Below are 16,243 nucleotides of genomic sequence, written 5' to 3'. Positions count from 1 at the left end.
CAGGGGTCGGGGGACGATGACGCACGATCGGGGCGGTCCCTCAGGCGGCTGGTGGCAGGAGGGCGGGGACCCGTGCGCCGGGTGGGCGGGGGACACCGCGTCCCGGGCGGTCCGGGTGGTCCGGGTGGTCGGCCCAGTGGGCGGCCATGTCGTGAAGGGTCTGCCACAGGGCCCGGGCTCGCTGCTCCTCGACCGCCAGGCCGTCCGGGGTGGGCCGGTGGGCCGCCAGTTCGAAGTAGGCCGCGACGCCGAGGGCGGCCTGTTCCAGGGTGCGCAGGGATGCCGCGGACGCCTCCGGTGTCCGACCGGAGGTGGGGGAGCCGAGGCGGGCGCGGAGGAACACGGTGAGGCGGTCCAGTTCGCTGCGGGTCATCGCCTTCACCTTCTGTCCGTGAGCCGGTGCGGATCGAGGGCCCACGAGGCGGGGCCTACACAGCGTGGGGGGACGTGGCAGTCCTGTCAACCATTACATGACACAGATGTCTGCTCTCGCGATACATGAAATATGTGTCCTATGATGGCGGCATGGAACCGACCGCGGGCCCCAGGACGGGCTGGACGTTCTTGACCAACCACGCCCGGGTCCTGGTGCAGATCTCCCGGGATCCCAGCGCGCGGGTGCGCGACCTCGCCGCCACCTGCCTGCTCACCGAACGCGCCGTGAGCCGGATCATCGCCGACCTCGAAGAGGGCGGCTACCTCACCCACACCCGGGTCGGACGCACCAACCACTACCAGGTCACCGCCGCGATCCCGCTGCGGCACCCGGCCGACGCCGGTCCCACCGTCGCCGACCTCCTCGCTCTGCTGGCCGTCCGCGGACCGCTCGCCGACGCGGAGGAAGCCGCGGTCGCGGCGAGCGGGACCGCCGGCACCAGCGCCGCCTGACCGAGCCCGAATCGAGGAAGGACCACCCCGTGACCACGGCAGCCCCCGAGCCGACCACGCTGCGTCGTACTCCGACCCCGACACCGTCCGCGACGGACGCCCCTTGCGTCCCCGCCTCCGACGCCGGTCTGCCCACGATCGCGTGCGACCCGGTCACCCTGGACCGGCTCGAGGTCCGCGCCCTGACCGACGTGCTGCTCGCCCGGCTGCGGGAGCTGGAGGAGGGCACCCTCGCCTACTCCTACGTCCGCAACACCCTGGTCGAGCTGAACATGAGCCTGGTCCGCACGGCGGTCCAGCGTTTCGGCCACCGGCGCGACGGCCAGGAGGACGTCTTCCAGGTCGGGGTCGTCGGACTGATCAAGGCCATCAACGGCTTCGACACCGCCCGCGGGGTCGAGTTCGTCACCTACGCGCTGCCCACCATCAGCGGCGAGATCAAGCGCCACTTCCGCGACAACAGCTGGGCCGTCCACGTCCCCCGGCGGCTCCAGGAACTGCGCCTCCGACTCGCCAAGGCCGGCGACGTCCTGGAGCAGGAACTGGGCCGCGAACCCACCACGGCCGAGCTCGCCGCCCGGCTCGACGTCAGCGAGGACGAGGTCACCGAGGGCAAGATCGCCGCCGACGCCTACACGGCCGGCACCCTGTCCGCCCCGGCCACCGAGGACGAGAACGACGAGGGCCCGCTGCAGCGCCGGCTCGGCGCCCACGACCGCGACCTGGAGCTGGTGGTCGATCTGACCGCGCTGCGCCAGATCCTTCCCGGTCTGCCCGAGACCGACCGCCGCATCCTCAAGCTCCGCTTCGTCGACGACCTCACCCAGGCCCAGATCGGCGAACAGCTCGGCTACTCGCAGATGCACGTCTCCCGCCTGCTGAACCGCATCCTCGCCGGCCTGCGCCAACAGCTCGAACAGGACTGAGGCCGCCGCGCCGCGCTCGACCGGGCCCTCTCCGCGGCCGAGACTGGTGCCATGCCCTCCAGCAGCGCGCCGCGCCCTCCGTCGCGGGGCCGCCGCGTGCCCGCGGCCCGCGCCGGGTTCGCGCTGCTGGCCGCCGCCCTGTGCGCGAGCGCCTGCACCGGAGGGCACCCGGGCCCGCAGCCCCCGGCCGCGATCGCGACGCAGGAGTTCACCCCGGGCGCGCGGACACCTCCGCCCACCGATCCGGGGGACTGGCTGACCTACCACCACGACGCGCAACGCACCGGCTCCGCACCCGGCGTCCCCCCGCCAAGCGCGCTCGCCCGCGCCTGGGCGACCAGGCTGGACGGCGCGGTCTACGGTCAGCCGCTGGTCGTGCGCGGTTCGGTGATCGCGGCGACCGAGAACGACAGCGTCTACCGGCTCGACCTCGCGTCCGGCCGCATCCTGTGGCGCGCCCACCTCGGCACGCCGGCACCGCTCCACACGCTCCCCTGCGGCGACATCGACCCACTGGGCATCACCAGCACCCCGGTGTACGAGCCGACGACCGGACTGGTCTTCGTGCTGGCCGAACTCGACGGCGGGCGGCACCTGCTGGCGGGCCTGGACCCGGCGAGTGGAACCGTGCGGGTGCGCCGGGAGGTCGAACCGCCGCACGGCGACCCCGGCGTCCACCAGCAGCGCGGCGCCCTCGCCACGGTTGACGGCCGGGTGCTGGTCGGCTTCGGCGGCCTGGAGGGCGACTGCGGCGACTACGTCGGCGCGCTGGTGTCGGTGGCGGCCACCGGTGCCGGTCCGGTGCTGTCCTACGCCGTGCCGACGTCCCGTCAGGCCGGCATCTGGGCACCTGGCGGAGCGGTGGTGACCCCGGCCGCCGCCGGCGCGGGCAACGGGGCCGGACCGAAGATCCTGGTCTCGGTCGGCAACGGCGCCGCGACCGGCGGAGGTGCCGGCGGATACGACGGCTCGGACTCCGTCCTCGCCCTCGCCCCGAGCACGCTGACGCGCACCGACTTCTTCGCCCCCGCCACCTGGGCCGCCGACAACGCCGCGGACCTCGACCTCGGCTCGCTCACCCCCGCGTTGGTCGGCGACCGCTTCGTCCTCGCGGTCGGCAAGCGCGGCACCGGCTACACACTCGACCGCGGGCACCTGGGCGGCGTCGGCGGCGAACTGCACCAGGCTCCGCTCTGCAGCGCCTACGGCTCGGCCGCCGTCACGGAGGGTACGGTGTTCCTTCCCTGCGCGGACGCGGTCCAGCGGGTCGACCTCGACGCGTCCGGGATGCCCCGGACCGGCTGGAGCTTCCCGCTGCGCGCGGCCGGTTCGCCCGTCCTGGGCGGCGGCGCGGTCTGGGTCCCCGACTGCGCGACCGGCACCCTCTTCGCCCTCGACCAGGCGACAGGCCGGGTCCTGGCGCGCGCCACGACCGAAGGACCGCTCCCGCACTTCGCCTCGCCCGTTCTGACGGGCGGTCGGGTACTGCTGGGCACCGGCGACGGAGTCGTCGCCTTCTCCGGCGCGTGAAGGAGTGAACGAGTGAACGCGTGAGCGCGCGCGGCGTGCAGGCTCAGCCGTCGTCCGCGAGTTCGGCCAGCACGGCCGCCGCAGTGCCGGGGAAGAGCCGCGCGGCGGCGGTGGACCAGGGAGCGGCCGGTCCTCCCTCGGCCCGGTCCGTCCGGCGCGCCGCGTCCTGGAGCGCCGCGTCCTGGAGCGCCGCGACGAGCTCCGCCGGAGTCCGGGCCAGGCGGCTGAGACCGAGGTCGGCCATCGCCCGGACCCCCTCACGGCCGTGACCGGGCAGCGGCCGGTAGGCGACCACGGGGACGCCGAGGGCGAGGGCCTGGAGCGCCGTCTGTCCGGCGGCGTTGTCGATCAAAGCGGCACTCCGGGCGAGCAGCGCGGGCAGATCCCGCTGCCAGCCCAGGGCGGTGACGCCCGGCAGTCCGTCGAGGCGGCGGCGCAGACGCTCGTTGCGCCCGCACAGCACCATCGGCGTGAAGCCCGCTGCGGTCAGGCACCCGGCGGTCTGCTCGAACCGTGTCCCCGCGCCCCAGGCGCCGGCCGAGAGCAGCACGCGCGGCGGTCCGGGCGCGGGATGCCGCACGGGCGCGCGGGGCGGGAGGAAGCGGTCGGCCAGCACGGCGCCCACGGCTCGCGCCGGGCGGCCGGTCCCGGCCCCGGCCAGGTCGGCCGCGGGCCGGGTCAGGCACAGGTACTGGTCGTTGCCGGGATGCAGCCACTGCCGGTGCACGGCGAAGTCCGTCACCACGACCGCGCTGGGCACCTCGAGCCGGCCGAGCGCCCGCTCCCGCCCCGTCACCTGCGCCGCGAGATGGAAGACGGGAACGACCAGGTCCGGCCGCAACCGCCGGACGAGCGCGAGCAGCCGAGGCCCCATCACCGAGGCGAGCGGGTTGGCACCCGGATGCGCGCGGGGCCGGAAGAAACCGGCGTACAGCGCCGCGTAGATCCAGGGCGCGTGCCGGATGCAGCCCTGGTAGAAGCCGCGCAGCGCGGCCCCCGCGGCGGGTCCCGGGAGCAGGCGCAGCGCGTCCACGGCGACGGCGTCGTGGCCCTGCCCGTCCAGACGGGCCGCCAACGCGCGGGCGACCGCGTCGTGGCCGTCCCCCATGCTCGCGCTCAGGATCAGGAACCGGGCCACGGGCTCCAGCGTAGGAGCGATCGGTGGGGGAGGCGCGGTGGCGAGCGGCGGGCGGGTCCGGCGCGGTCAGGCGTGACTGGGCGCGCTGGAACGGCCGATCCCGGGCAAGGTGGAAGAGAGACGGACGTCGGGTCCGGCACCTGGGCCGCGCGCCGTCGACGCCAGACGTCCCCCTCCGGACAGGAGCCGCTGTGATCTCCCTCCGCGGCAACACCAGGCCGCCCGGCCGGCGTCGTCCCGCGGGCCGGGGCGCGCCCGTCGGCCTGATCACCGGCGCGTCCTCGGGGATCGGTGCGGCCGTCGCACAACGGCTGGCCGAACAGGGCACGTGGCGGCTGGTCCTGTGCGGGCGCGACCGGGCCAGGCTCGAAAGGGTCGCCGCCCGCACCGGCGGCCGGGCGCTTCCGGCGGACCTGTCCGAACCGGGCGCGCCCGCCGCCCTGGTCGCGGCGGCGGCGCCGGCCAGGGACCGGATCGACCTGCTGGTGGCCGCGGCGGGCGTCGGGTGGGCGGGGCCGCTGTGGACCATGCCCGGCGAGGCCGTCGACGCGCTGCTCACCGTCGACCTGATCGCCACCGTACACCTGGTGCGCCTGGTCCTCCCGCCGATGCTGGCCCGCGGGGAAGGGCACATCGTCCTCATCGGCTCGGTCGCCGGCGCGCTGGGCGTGCGCAACGAGGCGGTGTACTCCGCCGCCAAGGGCGCCCTCGGCGTCTTCGCCGACGCCCTGCGGCAGGAGGTGCACGGATCGGGGGTCCGGGTCACCCACGTGCTGCCGGGCGTCGTCGACACCCCCTTCTTCGACCGTCGCGGTGCCCCGTACGCGCGTTCCCGCCCCCGACCGCTGCCACCGGAGCGCGTGGCCGAGGCGGTCTGCCGCGCGGTGGAGCAGGGGCGCGAGCAGGTGTACGTGCCGGCCTGGATGCGACTGCCGGAACTGGTGCGCCACGCGGCTCCGGGGCTCTACCAGCGGCTCGCGTTCCGCTTCGGCTGAGGCCCGCGCCGGTGGTGTCCGCCCGAAGACCGCACACTCGTCCGACCACCGGCCCGATCAGCTGCGAGGGGAGGGCCCGCGACGGTGACTGCGCTGTCGGTCCTGTGCGCGCTGCTCTGCGCCGCCGCCAACGCCGCGGTGTCCGTGCTGCAACGGCTGGCGGCGCTCGGGCCGCCCACCGCCGACAACCGCCCCGGCGGTCACTGGGCCTGGCTGCTGCGCAGCAGGGCATGGTGGGCGGGATTCGCGGCACTCCTCCTGGCGGCCGTCGCCCAGGCCGCCGCGCTCGGCCTGGGCAGCCTCTCCCTGGTCCAACCGCTGCTCACCTCGGAACTGCTGTTCGCCCTGGTGATCGGCCGCCTGGTGTTCCGGCGTGACCCCGGCCGCCGCACCTGGGCGGCCTTCGCCGCGCTGGCCGTGGGCCTCGCGCTGTTCCTGGCCGCCACCGATCCGCAGCCCGGCGGCGGCGCGGTGGCGCCGGGAGGTCGCTGGCTCGTGGTGGCGCTCGCGGTGTCGGCCGTGATCGTCGTGCTGGTCGCGGCGGCGTGGAAGGCCCGCGGCGCGGGAAAGGCGGTGCTGCTGGGCTGCGCGACCGCGACCGGCTTCGCCCTCACCGCGGCGCTGGTCAAGGAGACGCTCACGCGGGTCGGCGCCTCGGGCTTCGCGCAGTTGTGGACGGACTGGCCGGTCTACGCGCTCGCCGTCACCGGCGGCGGCAGCTTCGCCCTGCTCCAGGTCACCCTGCGGGCCGGGACGCTGCGGGCCTCGCAGCCGGCGCTGACGCTCGTCGACGCAATGGTGAGCCTGGCCCTCGGGCGCGTGCTCTTCGCCGACCGGCTGTCGTTCCCGTTCGGTGCGGTCCTCCTCGGCGCGGTCCTCGCCGTGGTCGGCGGCGCGCTGATGGTGGCCGGCGTCCTCGGCCTGGTCCGCTCCGACGCCCTGGCGAGCGCCTGGGACGTGCGAGCGGCACCCCGGGAACGCCCCCGCCCGGATCGCGGTCCCGGCCCGGGTCTCGGGTGACGGCGCTCAGCCGTCGTCGTCCGGGTGATCCCCGTACTCCGGTTCGTCCGCCTCGCCCGATCGGTCGCCGGGCTCCTGCCCCGGCGGGAGTCCGGAGGGCGGCCTGGGCGTGAGCCGGGCGTCGAGGGGCTCGGCGGAGCGTTCGTGTCCCGCGTTGGCGAAGACGACGGCGATGTAGGGCAGGACCCCGCCCGCCCCGATGGCGATGACGGCGGCGACCCGGTTGATCTGCCACAGGACGATCCCGAGGATCACGCAGACCGTACGGATCCCCATGGTGAGGGCGTACCGGCGCTGTCGGTGACGGATGTCCTCGGACAGGCCGGGGCTGGCGTCGGTGATACGCGGCGGCGGTGGGCGGTGGGAGCGGAAACGCATGACGCCTTCCCGTGGTGCTTCGATCCTCTGCGACGACCGGGAGGTACACCTCTACTCTGCCCCCAGGTCCGTCCCCTGCACCTACCCTCGCCGTGCACGAACCAACACCGGAGGTCTGGGACACCCCGGCCCCGGACGCCCGGCCGGACCGGTTGTCGGCAGAATGTTCGGGTAAGCGCTGACCGCCGTCCGCGGGATGTGAGGCTCTCTGAATGGAGCGAAGCCCGATGAGCCCCGACGGGGACGCCCTGGTGGCCGAGGCCATGCACACGTTCCCCAAGACCTCCCCGGTCTCGACGACCGTCGGTCAGGCGCGGGAGTTCTTCCGCCACGACAAGGTGCACGCCCTGCTGGTGGTCCGCCAGGACGTCCTGGTCGCCGTCGTGGAGCGACCGGACCTGGCCGGCCGGGACGACAGGGAACCGGCCGCGTCGGTGGGACGGCTCGGCGACCGCGTGGTCCCGCCGTCCGCCGGCCTGTACGAAACCTGGGACGCGATGGCCGCGGCCGGTCGGCGCCGGGTGGCCGTCGTCACCGACGACGGGCGACTGGTCGGCCTGCTCTGCCTGAAGCGCTCAGGCAGCGGATTCTGCTCGGACGCCGGGATCCGCGAACGGGCGGAGGAGAGCGTCGCCAGGGCGTGAGGCCGACCGCGGGCCCCGGCCGGGAGGCGGCGTCACTCAGACCACGGCGCGATTCCAGCGCGGACAGGGGTCGCGGATCGCGGGCTCCGCCGAGAATCTCCACCCGGGCCGGCAGGCACGCGCGCGGTTCGCCCAGCACGCCGTCAGCCGCCGACGCGCGGGTCGTCGGCGGGGGTGGGGCGTGGGGACGGCTCGCGGAGGTGGGCGGGGGCGCAGGCGCGGAGGGTGTGGTAGCCGGTGAGGGTGACCAGGGTGCCCAGCGCGATGCCGCCGAGGGTGAAGTTCTTGGTGATGTGCATGGTGACGTTGCCCGCGCCGATGATGATGCCCGCGGCACAGGGGACGAGGTTGACCGGGTTGGTCAGGTCGACCTGGTTGCGGATCCAGATCTGCGCGCCCAGCAGGCCGATCATGCCGTAGAGCACGACGGTGATGCCGCCGAGCACCCCGCCGGGGATGGCGGCCACGACCGCGCCGAACTTCGGGCAGAGGCCGAACAGCAGGGCGAACCCGGCCGCGGCCCAGTACGCGGCGGTGGAGTAGACGCGGGTGGCGGCCATGACGCCGATGTTCTCGGCGTAGGTGGTGGTGGCTCCGCCGCCGACCGCGGTGGAGACGACGGTGCCGACGCCGTCGGCGGCGATCGCGTTGCCCATCTGGCCGTCGAGGTCGGCGCCGGTCATCTCGCTGACCGCCTTGACGTGGCCGGTGTTCTCCGCGATCAGGGCGATGAGGACCGGGAGGGCCACCAGGATCGCGGAGAGGTCGAAGGCGGGGGCGTGGAACTGGGGGAGGCCGATCCAGTCGGCGTGGCGGACCGCGGAGAGGTCGAGGCGCCAGTGGTCGGTCGTCTTGCCGCTCCCGTCGACGGAGTGGATCTTCCCGAGGACGCGGTCGAGGATCCAGGAGAGCAGGTAGCCGAAGACCAGCCCGAGGAAGATCGCGATGCGGGACCAGAAACCGCGCAGGGCGACCAGGGCGAAGCCGGTGGCGAGCATGGTGGCCAGGGCGGTCCACTGGTCCTGGGGCCAGTAGGTGCCCGCGGTGACCGGCGCGAGGTTGAAGCCGATCAGCATCACGACCGCACCGGTGACCACCGGCGGCAGCACGGCGTGCACGACCTGCGCCCCGAGCGCGCGGACGGCGAAGCCGGCCAGGGCCAGAGCGGCCCCGGTCACCAGCAGCGCACCGGTGACCTGGGCCGTGCCGCCGCCCTGGAGCCTGATGGTGGCGGCCGCGCCCACGAAGGAGAGGCTGTTGCCGAGATAGGAGGGGATGGTCCCGCGGGTCCAGAGCAAGAAGAGGATCGTGGCGACGCCGGACATCATGATCGCCAGGTTCGGGTTCAGGCCCATGAGCACCGGGGCCACGAACGAGGCGCCGAACATCGCCACGACGTGCTGCGCGCCGAGCCCGATCGTCCGGCCCCAGCTGAGCCGCTCGTCGGGGGCGACCACCGCACCGGGCTCCGGCGGGCGTCCCCCGTTGTGCAGCTTCCACCCGACGCCGAGACCGCCCATCGGCCCTCCTGTTCCGGTTGCGCAAAGGGCACCAAAAGCATGCACAGGTGTCCGAACCGGAACAGCGTAATGCCGGGCGAGCCCCGGAACCCGGCGGCTCGGCGCGGTCCCTCAATCCTGGGCCGCGGGCGTCTCCCGCTCCAGCACGCGCAGCGCGCCCGGCGGGCAGGTGATCTCCACCGGCGTGCCCGGCGGCAGCTCGCCCTCGTCGCCGAGGACCAGCACCTGCAGGCAGGGGCCGTGCGGGAGACGGACCGTCAGCTGCGTGGTCGCCCCGACGTAGGTCGTACGGTCGACGATGCCGGGGAGCGTCCCCGAGGCCGGAGCGCCCTCGGCCGCGCGGCGGACCCGGAGGCGTTCGGGGCGGACGACCGCGCGGGCCGGGCCCGGCGGCATGGTCAGCGGGCAGCCGGCCACGAGCTCGAAGGCGCCGACCCCGACCCGGCGCAGCGGATCGCCCGGGGAGCCGCCGCAGTCGACGTCGAGCAGGTTGGCGGTGCCGAGGAAGTCGGCGGCGAACTCGGTGCGCGGGTGCTCGTAGACCTCGCGCGGGGTACCGCACTGGACGACGCGGCCGCCGTCCATCACGGCGAGTCGGTCGGACATCTCCAGTGCCTCCTCCTGGTCGTGCGTGACGAAGACGAAGGTGGTGCCCACGGTCCGCTGCACGTCCATCAGTTCGGCGCGCAGCGCTTTGCGCAGGCGGGCGTCCAGCGCGCCGAGCGGTTCGTCCAGCAGCAGCACCGAGGGCTTGAGCACCAGGGCGCGGGCCAGGGCCACGCGCTGCTGCTGGCCGCCGGAGAGCTGGTGCGGTTTGCGGTCGGCGAAACGGGTGAGCTGCACGAGTTCGAGGGCGTCGGCGACGAGTCGGCGGCGGCCCTGCTTGTCGGGGCGGGCCGCCCGGCCCTCGGCGCCGCCGCCGGGGGCGGTCCAGCGCAGCCCGTAGCCGACGTTGTCGGCGACGCTGAGGTGGGGGAAGAGCGCGTAGCTCTGGAAGACCGTGTTCACGGGACGCCGGTGCGCCGGGACGTGGGCGACGTCGACGCCGTCGAGCAGGATCTGTCCCGAGGTGGGTTCCTCGAAGCCCGCGATCATGCGGAGGGTGGTGGTCTTGCCGCACCCCGAGGGGCCGAGCAGGGAGAAGAACTCGCCGCCGGGGATGCGCAGGTCGATCCCGTCGACAGCGGTGCTGTCGGCGAAGTCCTTGCGCAGGGAGACGAGTTCGACGGTCCCGCCGGTCGCGGTCCGGTCGGTGGTGCTCGGAGAGAGGATGTCCTGAGCCATGCGCGGCAGTGTAGGCACGGGAGGGGGCCGCGCAATAGAGGCTGACTGGTTAATCAATAAGTCACGGTGAAGTGATCTCGCTCCGTTACGATGGGGGACTGTGAAAGCCAACGAGACGACGGGCCGGCCCGGGCGCAGCGGCCGCGAGGAACAGGTGGACCAGCGTCGGGCCGAGCTGTTGGAGGCGGCCCGCAAGGTCGTGCTCGAACGCGGTCTCGCGAACACCCGCGTGGCCGACATCGCCAAGGCCACCGATGTCAGCGGCGGGCTGATCCACTACCACTTCGCCACCAAGGACGTGCTGCTCACGGAGATGCTCCGGGCCGCCAGCGTGGACGACATCCGCAAGCTCCAGGACGTGGCGGACAGTCCCGGCAGCTCCGTGGACCGGATGGACGCGGTGCTGCACTTCTACCTCCCCGAGGAGGGCGACAACTCCGGCTGGGTGCTCTGGCTGGAGGCCTGGGCGGCCAGCGTGCGCGAGCAGGCGCTGCGCAACATCGTGGGCGAGCTGGACGGCGCCTGGCTCGCCGTGGTCGAGCGGGTGATCCGCGAGGGCGTCCGCTCCGGCGAGTTCACCTGCGACGACCCCGCCGCGGCGGCCGAGCGGCTCGACGCCATGCTGGACGGCCTGGCCATCAGGTACACGCTGCAGCTGGGCGCGATGAGCCGACGGCACTTCCTGGAGCAGGCCAGGATCGCCGCCGCCCGTGAGGTCGGCCTGGACCGCTCCGCCTTCCCGCGCAGCAGGTAGCCGCCGCCTCCGCACCCCCGCCGCCACAGGGCCCGCGCACGCTTCGTGCGCGGGCCCTTGACGTGCGCCCCACCCTGCCGATTGACTGACTGCCCAATCAGTCAATGACGCCGAGTGGTGGTGTGGCATGTCGTCCTTGGTCACTCTGAGCCCGCAACAGCAGGAGCTCGCCGAACGCGCCCGCAGGTTCGTCGAGCAGGAGCTGCTGCCCTACGAGGTGCAGGCCGAACGGGCCGGCGGGCGGCTCCCGCAGGAGATCGTCGACGGCATCCGCACCGCCGCGGTCAAGGCCGGTCTCAACGGCGGGCGCATCGCGCCCGAGCACGGCGGCCAGGGCTGGAGCGCCACCGACTACGTTGCCGTCCACGAGCAGCTGGGCCGCAGCACCAACGGCCTGTGGTGGTGGATCCCCGACGCGTACAACGTGCTCACCGCGGGCACGCCCGAGCAGATCGACCGTTACCTGCGCCCCTGCGTCGCCGGCACCGCCGCCGTCTCCTACGCCGTGACCGAGGAACACGCCGGCAGCGACCCCTCCCGGATCGCGACCACCGCCCGCAGGGTCGTGGACGAGCACGGCGAGGGCTGGCTGATCAGCGGCGAGAAGTGGTTCGTCACCAGCGGCGACGTGGCCACCACGCACGTCGTGGTCGCCGTCGCCGAGGAGGGCCCGACGCTCTTCCTGGTCCCGGCCGACGCGCCCGGCGTCGAGACGGTCGACGACCCGCCCTTCACACACAGCTTCCCGCACGGCCACCCGGCCATCCGCTTCACCGACGTGCGCGTCGGCCCCGCCGAGGTGCTCGGCCCGCTGGGCGGCGCGGACGCGCTGCAGCAGCGCTGGTTCGTGGAGGAGCGCCTCGGGATCGCCGTGCACTGCGTGGCCGCGATGGGCCGGCTGCTGGAGGAGGCGACCGCCTGGGCCGCCGGACGCGAACAGGGCGGCAGCCGGATCCTGGACTACCAGGGCGTCTCCTTCCCGCTCGCCGACTCGGCCGCCGACGCCGCCGCGGCGCGCCTGCTCGTCTACGAGGTCGCCGCCCTGGCCGACTCGGGGGCCGACCCCAAGGTCGTGCACGCCAAGGCATCGGTCGCCAAGCTCTTCGCCAGCGAGGCGGCCAACCGCTGCGCCGACCGGGTCGTGCAGGTCTTCGGCGGGCGCGGCTACATCCGGACCACGGCCGCCGAACGCTTCTGGCGGGAGCTGCGCGTCGACCGCATCTGGGAGGGGACCAGCGAGATCCAGCGGCTGGTCGTCGCCCGCGCGCTCGAGCGCCGCGGCGTCCGCGCCGTCATCGCCTGACCGACCGTCACCGCAGCCCGCACACCCGTCCGCCGATTCACCGATGCACCCTTCACCGAGAGGAACCCTCATGGCCAGCAGCTTCGTCATCGCCGACGCCGAGCCCGTCCCCTACGACCTGGAGCCGGGCCAGGCCGTCGCCGGCGAGCCCGTCGTCGCCGACGCCAACATCTGGACCGCGCCCGACGGCAGCGCCATCCGCGGCATCTGGACCTGCACGCCTGGCGCGATCCGGATGACCGAGTCCGAGATCTTCGTCGTCGTCGAGGGCAAGGCCACCATCATCCCCGAGGGCGGGCAGCCCTTCGACATCGCCCCCGGGAGCGCGGTCATCCTGGACCGGGCCACGCCGGTGGTCCTGGAGGTCCACGAGACGCTGCGCAAGTGCTACCACATGGAGCTCCAGCCGGAGACCGCGGCCGGATGACGGACGCGCTCTTCGCGCCGCTGCGCGTCGGGCCGGTGGAGCTGCCCAACCGGATCGTCTCCACCTCGCACCAGACCGGTCTGGTGCACGACCACCGGCCCACGCCGGCGCTGCTCGCCTACCACGCCGAGCGTGCGGCGGGCGGCGTCGGCGCCGTCTTCGTCGAGGCCGCCGCCGTCCATCCGAGCGGGCTCATCAACTCGCACACCCTGGCCGCCTACCAGCCGCAGTCGCTGCCGGGGCTCGCCGCCCTCGCCGACGCCGTGCACGCACACGGGACGCCGCTGCTGCTGCAGTTGATGCACGGCGGCAGCGAGGAGTTCTCCGGCGCTCCGCGCAGCGCCGCGCCCGCGCCGAGCGCCGTCCCCTCGCCCAGATTCAGGGTCGAGCCGAGGGCGCTGACCCTGCGGGAGATCCGCGCGATCGTGCGCGGCTACGCGGACGCGGCCCGCCACGCCGTGCAGGCGGGCTTCGACGGAGTCGAGGTCTCCGCCGCCCACGGCTACCTGCCCGCCCAGTTCATGTCCCCGCTCACCAACCACCGCGCCGACGCCTACGCCGCACCGCTGCGCTTCACCACCGAGGTGCTGCGCGCGGTGCGGGAGGCGATCGGCGCGGACCGGGCGCTCAGTGTCCGGCTGGCCGCCGATGAGCTCACCCCGGGCGGCCTGGACAACGCCCGCTGCCTGGAGATCGCCGAGGAGCTCGCACCCCTGGTGGACTGCGTCTCGCTCGCCCTCGGCTACTCGCGCACCCTGGCCGGGTCCAGCTGGATCGCGCCGCCGCCGCCCGTCGCGGAGGACGTGATCCTGACCCGGCTCGGCGGCCTGCGCGAACGCCTGCCGCGGGACGTGCGGCTGCTGGCCACCACCAGGATCGTCGACCCCGTATCGGCAGCGGGGGCCGTCGCGCGCGGCCTCGCCGACGCGGTGGGCATGACCCGGGCGCTGATCGCCGATCCGCACCTGCCGCGCAAGCTGCGGGCGGGCGTGCCCGCGATCCCGTGCATCGGCTGCAACCAGAGCTGCATCGGGCACTACCACGAGGGCCTGCCGATCGGCTGCGCCGTCAACGTCCGGACCGGGCGGGAGGCCACGCTGCCGCAGCGGCCCGACCGCCCGCCGCGCGAGCGGCGGCTCCCGGTCGCGGGGCGGGCCAGGCCGCCGCTGCTCGTGGTCGGTGCGGGCCCCGCCGGGGTCGCGGCCGCCGTGGAAGCCGGCTACGCGGGCCGCCGGGTCCTGCTGGTCGAACGCGCCGAAGGCGTCGGCGGCCAGCTCTGGCTGGCCGGACGGGCCCCCGCGCACCGGGAGAGCGCGCGGCGCTGGTACGCCTGGGCCGAACGCGAGCTCCTGGCGGCCGGCGTCGACCTGCGCCTCGGCACCGACGCGGCGCAGACGCTGGAGGAGTTCGCGGCGGAGTCGGAGGGAGTGGAGGGCCCCGCCATCGTGCTGGCCGCCGGCGCCGTCCCCTACCGTCCCGAGCTGCCGGTGCCGCCCGGACTGGCGATGGTCGACGCCTGGACCGCCATCGGCGAACCCGAACGGCTGCCGCCGCCGGGTGACGGCGCCGTCCTGGTCGCGGACTGGGGCGGCGGCTGGTGCGGTCCCGACGCCGCCGAGGTGCTGGCGGCGAGCGGCCGCGAGGTGCTGCTGGCCTGCGCCGCGCCCGTGCCGGGCATGTCGCTGCACCAGTACCAGCGCAACGGGTACCTGGCCCGGCTGGACGCGCTCGGGGTCCGGCTGCTGCCGCATCTGGAACTCGTGGCCGATCCGGAGGAGGGCACCGAGTTGACGCTGCGCCATGTCTTCTCGGGCCGCCTCGAAGGACTGCCCGAGGATGTGTCCGCCGTGGTCGTCGCCCACGGCCGGGTCCCGCAGGACGAGCTGTGGGCGCGGCTGGAAGGGCGGCCGGGCGCGGTGCGGGCCGGTGACGTGCGGGCCGCGCGGAGCCTGGAGGAGGCGGTGTTGGAGGGCACCCGCGCCGTCCTGGCGGTGCCCGCGCCCTGACCGCGAGCGGCGGGGACGAGGAAGGGGTGACGCCCGCGGGCGTCACCCCTTCCTCATGACCCCGGCGAGACGTCAGGACCCGGCGTTGAACTGCGCCCAGGTGTTCTGCCAGAGCTTCTCGCCCGTCGGCGTCAGCTCCAGCAGCTGCACCGAGGCCCGGTACTCCGCCTCGGTCACGATCGCCGAGGTGAGGTTGGCCGGGACGTACTGGTTCTTCACCAGGTAGTCGGGCGTGAACGCGGTCTGCGCGGGCTGGTAGCCGATCCAGGACATGTTGGTGCCCGCGTTGGCGGTGTCCAGCAGGTAGTCGAGGAAGAGGTGCGCCAGCACCGGGTGCGGGGCGCCGCGCACCACGGCCATGCAGTCGGTGCCGACGACGCCCTTGCCGTGCTCGGGGTACCAGTAGCCGAGCTGCGTCACCGGCTGGCCCTTGGCGAGGTTGGACTGCGCCGACACCATGTCGCCCGACCAGGCCTGGTGGACCAGCGCCGCGCCCTGCGGCAGCAGCGTGGCCTCCTGGGTGCCGAGCTTGACCTGGACCGTCTTCAGCAGGCCGGCGAGGTCCTTGCCCGCCAGCGCCAGCGCGGCCGGGTCCTCGGTGTTCAGGTCGTAGTGGCCGCGGTGCAGCATGGTCATCGCCAGCGCCTCGCGGTAGTCGTCCAGCAGGTAGACCTTGCCCGCGTAGGCGGGGTCCCAGAACAGGTCGTAGGCGTTGGCCGGGATGGCCGTGACCTTGTCCGCGCGGTACCCGATGCCCGAGCTGTAGACGTTGTACGGGACGGTGTAGCGCGAACCCTGGTCGTAGAAGGGGTTCTGCAGGCTGGGCCAGGCGTTGCCGAGGTTGCCCAGGTAGTCGTGGTTGAGCGGCTGCAGCAGCTTGGCCTGGGCCACGCGGCCGACGACGTCGGCGGTCGGGAAGAAGACGTCGTAGCGGGTGCTGCCGGTGCGCAGCTTCTCCACGGCCTCGGTCATCGTCGTGAACGTGGTGACCTCGACCTGGCAGCCGTACTTCTGGCCGAAGGACTTGATCAGGTCGGGGGAGAGGTAGTCGGCGTAGTTCAGCAGCCGCAGTGTCGCGCCCTTCTCCGGCGCCATGGCCGCGCCGATCGCCGGGTTGTCGCTGCTGAAGGCCAGGGTGACCGGCGCGTTGGTGCGCGCGACCTTGGCCGGGGCGGCGGAGCCGCCGGCTCCCTGCTTGCCGCAGGCGGCGAGCAGCGCGGCCGAGCCGGCCAGGACGCCGGCGCGCAGCAGGGTCCGGCGGTCGATCGGACGGGGGGAGTTCGTGTGCGCGGAGTTCGCGTGCTCCGGGTTCGAGCGCGGGGGGAAGACCATCGGACCTCATCTCGGACAGGTCTCGCTTGCCGTGGGTTTGGGCCAGGGTTTGCGCCAGGGTCTTGCGCGACTGACTGGTCGTCCAGTTAGTCTGAGGA

The 16,243-nt window shown here is 74.2% G+C and carries 16 protein-coding genes; 10 read left to right on the top strand and 6 right to left on the bottom strand.

Annotated features, from left to right (window positions below):
- Positions 1-40: 40 nt before the first annotated feature.
- Entirely contained in the window at positions 41-373 is a 333-nt protein-coding gene (locus tag BS83_RS27700; RefSeq protein ID WP_037606185.1) for a hypothetical protein, read from the bottom strand.
- Between the two features lie 152 nt (positions 374-525).
- Here BS83_RS27700 and BS83_RS27695 point away from each other — a divergent pair, with 152 nt between their 5' ends.
- The 3 genes from BS83_RS27695 to BS83_RS27685 are packed head-to-tail and all read left to right on the top strand — an operon-like array spanning position 526 to position 3,344.
- Positions 526-888 carry a helix-turn-helix transcriptional regulator gene (locus BS83_RS27695; RefSeq protein WP_051944121.1) on the top strand — a complete coding sequence of 121 codons (363 nt, stop codon included), beginning with the start codon at positions 526-528 and terminating at the stop codon, positions 886-888.
- A 29-nt stretch (positions 889-917) separates the two neighbouring features.
- A complete protein-coding gene (locus BS83_RS27690; protein WP_037606184.1) occupies positions 918-1,814 on the top strand; it encodes a SigB/SigF/SigG family RNA polymerase sigma factor in 897 nt (298 codons plus the stop codon).
- Between the two features lie 51 nt (positions 1,815-1,865).
- Positions 1,866-3,344 carry an outer membrane protein assembly factor BamB family protein gene (locus BS83_RS27685; RefSeq protein WP_051944119.1) on the top strand — a complete coding sequence of 493 codons (1,479 nt, stop codon included), beginning with the start codon at positions 1,866-1,868 and terminating at the stop codon, positions 3,342-3,344.
- A 43-nt stretch (positions 3,345-3,387) separates the two neighbouring features.
- Here BS83_RS27685 and BS83_RS27680 read toward each other — a convergent pair whose 3' ends face one another.
- A complete protein-coding gene (locus BS83_RS27680) occupies positions 3,388-4,452 on the bottom strand; it encodes an MGDG synthase family glycosyltransferase (RefSeq protein WP_037609980.1) in 1,065 nt (354 codons plus the stop codon).
- A gap of 221 nt (positions 4,453-4,673) precedes the next feature.
- On the opposite strand from BS83_RS27680, the gene BS83_RS27675 reads away from it, so the two are divergent.
- Both BS83_RS27675 and BS83_RS27670 read left to right on the top strand, forming a co-directional pair.
- Complete coding sequence (locus tag BS83_RS27675; RefSeq protein WP_037606183.1) at positions 4,674-5,477, top strand: SDR family NAD(P)-dependent oxidoreductase; 804 nt, start codon at positions 4,674-4,676, stop codon at positions 5,475-5,477.
- Between the two features lie 84 nt (positions 5,478-5,561).
- Positions 5,562-6,497, top strand: coding sequence for a DMT family transporter (locus BS83_RS27670; protein WP_037606182.1), 936 nt, complete (start codon positions 5,562-5,564; stop codon positions 6,495-6,497).
- Positions 6,498-6,503: 6 nt separating this feature from the next.
- Here the strand turns inward: BS83_RS27670 and BS83_RS27665 are convergent, their stop codons facing one another.
- A complete protein-coding gene (locus tag BS83_RS27665; RefSeq protein WP_037606181.1) occupies positions 6,504-6,875 on the bottom strand; it encodes a DUF3099 domain-containing protein in 372 nt (123 codons plus the stop codon).
- Between the two features lie 227 nt (positions 6,876-7,102).
- On the opposite strand from BS83_RS27665, the gene BS83_RS27660 reads away from it, so the two are divergent.
- On the top strand, positions 7,103-7,519 hold the full coding sequence (locus tag BS83_RS27660) for a CBS domain-containing protein (protein ID WP_037606180.1): 417 nt from the start codon (positions 7,103-7,105) through the stop codon (positions 7,517-7,519).
- Positions 7,520-7,662: 143 nt separating this feature from the next.
- Here BS83_RS27660 and BS83_RS27655 read toward each other — a convergent pair whose 3' ends face one another.
- Together BS83_RS27655 and BS83_RS27650 are read right to left on the bottom strand one after the other, a co-directional pair.
- Positions 7,663-9,039 (bottom strand): uracil-xanthine permease family protein, encoded by a 1,377-nt coding sequence (locus tag BS83_RS27655; protein WP_051944117.1) that lies wholly within the window; start codon positions 9,037-9,039, stop codon positions 7,663-7,665.
- A gap of 111 nt (positions 9,040-9,150) precedes the next feature.
- Positions 9,151-10,323 (bottom strand): ABC transporter ATP-binding protein, encoded by a 1,173-nt coding sequence (locus BS83_RS27650; RefSeq protein WP_051944116.1) that lies wholly within the window; start codon positions 10,321-10,323, stop codon positions 9,151-9,153.
- Between the two features lie 100 nt (positions 10,324-10,423).
- Here BS83_RS27650 and BS83_RS27645 point away from each other — a divergent pair, with 100 nt between their 5' ends.
- The 4 genes from BS83_RS27645 (at position 10,424) to BS83_RS27630 (ending at position 14,813) form a co-directional block, all read left to right on the top strand.
- Positions 10,424-11,077 carry a TetR/AcrR family transcriptional regulator gene (locus BS83_RS27645; RefSeq protein ID WP_051944114.1) on the top strand — a complete coding sequence of 218 codons (654 nt, stop codon included), beginning with the start codon at positions 10,424-10,426 and terminating at the stop codon, positions 11,075-11,077.
- A gap of 127 nt (positions 11,078-11,204) precedes the next feature.
- Positions 11,205-12,380: an acyl-CoA dehydrogenase family protein gene (locus BS83_RS27640; protein ID WP_037606179.1), complete on the top strand. Its 1,176-nt coding sequence runs from the start codon at positions 11,205-11,207 to the stop codon at positions 12,378-12,380.
- A 70-nt stretch (positions 12,381-12,450) separates the two neighbouring features.
- A complete protein-coding gene (locus tag BS83_RS27635) occupies positions 12,451-12,807 on the top strand; it encodes a cupin domain-containing protein (protein ID WP_037606178.1) in 357 nt (118 codons plus the stop codon).
- On the top strand, positions 12,804-14,813 hold the full coding sequence (locus BS83_RS27630; protein ID WP_051944110.1) for an oxidoreductase: 2,010 nt from the start codon (positions 12,804-12,806) through the stop codon (positions 14,811-14,813). Before BS83_RS27635 ends, BS83_RS27630 begins: the two co-directional genes overlap by 4 nt.
- A gap of 72 nt (positions 14,814-14,885) precedes the next feature.
- Here BS83_RS27630 and BS83_RS27625 read toward each other — a convergent pair whose 3' ends face one another.
- The gene (locus tag BS83_RS27625) at positions 14,886-16,145 is read right to left on the bottom strand and encodes a polyamine ABC transporter substrate-binding protein (protein WP_051944108.1); all 1,260 of its coding nucleotides are present in this window, start codon (positions 16,143-16,145) and stop codon (positions 14,886-14,888) included.
- Between the last annotated feature and the right edge of the window lie 98 nt (positions 16,146-16,243).

The organism is Streptacidiphilus rugosus AM-16, assembly GCF_000744655.1.
GTDB lineage: Bacteria > Actinomycetota > Actinomycetes > Streptomycetales > Streptomycetaceae > Streptacidiphilus > Streptacidiphilus rugosus.
The sequence above is the reverse complement of the archived record's forward strand: the minus strand, read 5'-3'. Positions and strand labels throughout refer to the sequence as shown.

Bases quoted from the DNA above. Each gene is read 5' to 3' on its own strand.
- BS83_RS27700 (WP_037606185.1), bottom strand. From the start codon at position 373: ATGACCCGCAGCGAACTGGACCGCCTCACCGTGTTCCTCCGCGCCCGC.
- BS83_RS27695 (WP_051944121.1), top strand. From the start codon at position 526: ATGGAACCGACCGCGGGCCCCAGGACGGGCTGGACGTTCTTGACCAAC.
- BS83_RS27685 (WP_051944119.1), top strand. From the start codon at position 1,866: ATGCCCTCCAGCAGCGCGCCGCGCCCTCCGTCGCGGGGCCGCCGCGTG.
- BS83_RS27680 (WP_037609980.1), bottom strand. From the start codon at position 4,452: ATGGGGGACGGCCACGACGCGGTCGCCCGCGCGTTGGCGGCCCGTCTG.
- BS83_RS27665 (WP_037606181.1), bottom strand. From the start codon at position 6,875: ATGCGTTTCCGCTCCCACCGCCCACCGCCGCCGCGTATCACCGACGCC.
- BS83_RS27660 (WP_037606180.1), top strand. From the start codon at position 7,103: ATGAGCCCCGACGGGGACGCCCTGGTGGCCGAGGCCATGCACACGTTC.
- BS83_RS27655 (WP_051944117.1), bottom strand. From the start codon at position 9,039: ATGGGCGGTCTCGGCGTCGGGTGGAAGCTGCACAACGGGGGACGCCCG.
- BS83_RS27650 (WP_051944116.1), bottom strand. From the start codon at position 10,323: ATGGCTCAGGACATCCTCTCTCCGAGCACCACCGACCGGACCGCGACC.
- BS83_RS27640 (WP_037606179.1), top strand. From the start codon at position 11,205: ATGTCGTCCTTGGTCACTCTGAGCCCGCAACAGCAGGAGCTCGCCGAA.
- BS83_RS27635 (WP_037606178.1), top strand. From the start codon at position 12,451: ATGGCCAGCAGCTTCGTCATCGCCGACGCCGAGCCCGTCCCCTACGAC.
- BS83_RS27630 (WP_051944110.1), top strand. From the start codon at position 12,804: ATGACGGACGCGCTCTTCGCGCCGCTGCGCGTCGGGCCGGTGGAGCTG.
- BS83_RS27625 (WP_051944108.1), bottom strand. From the start codon at position 16,145: ATGGTCTTCCCCCCGCGCTCGAACCCGGAGCACGCGAACTCCGCGCAC.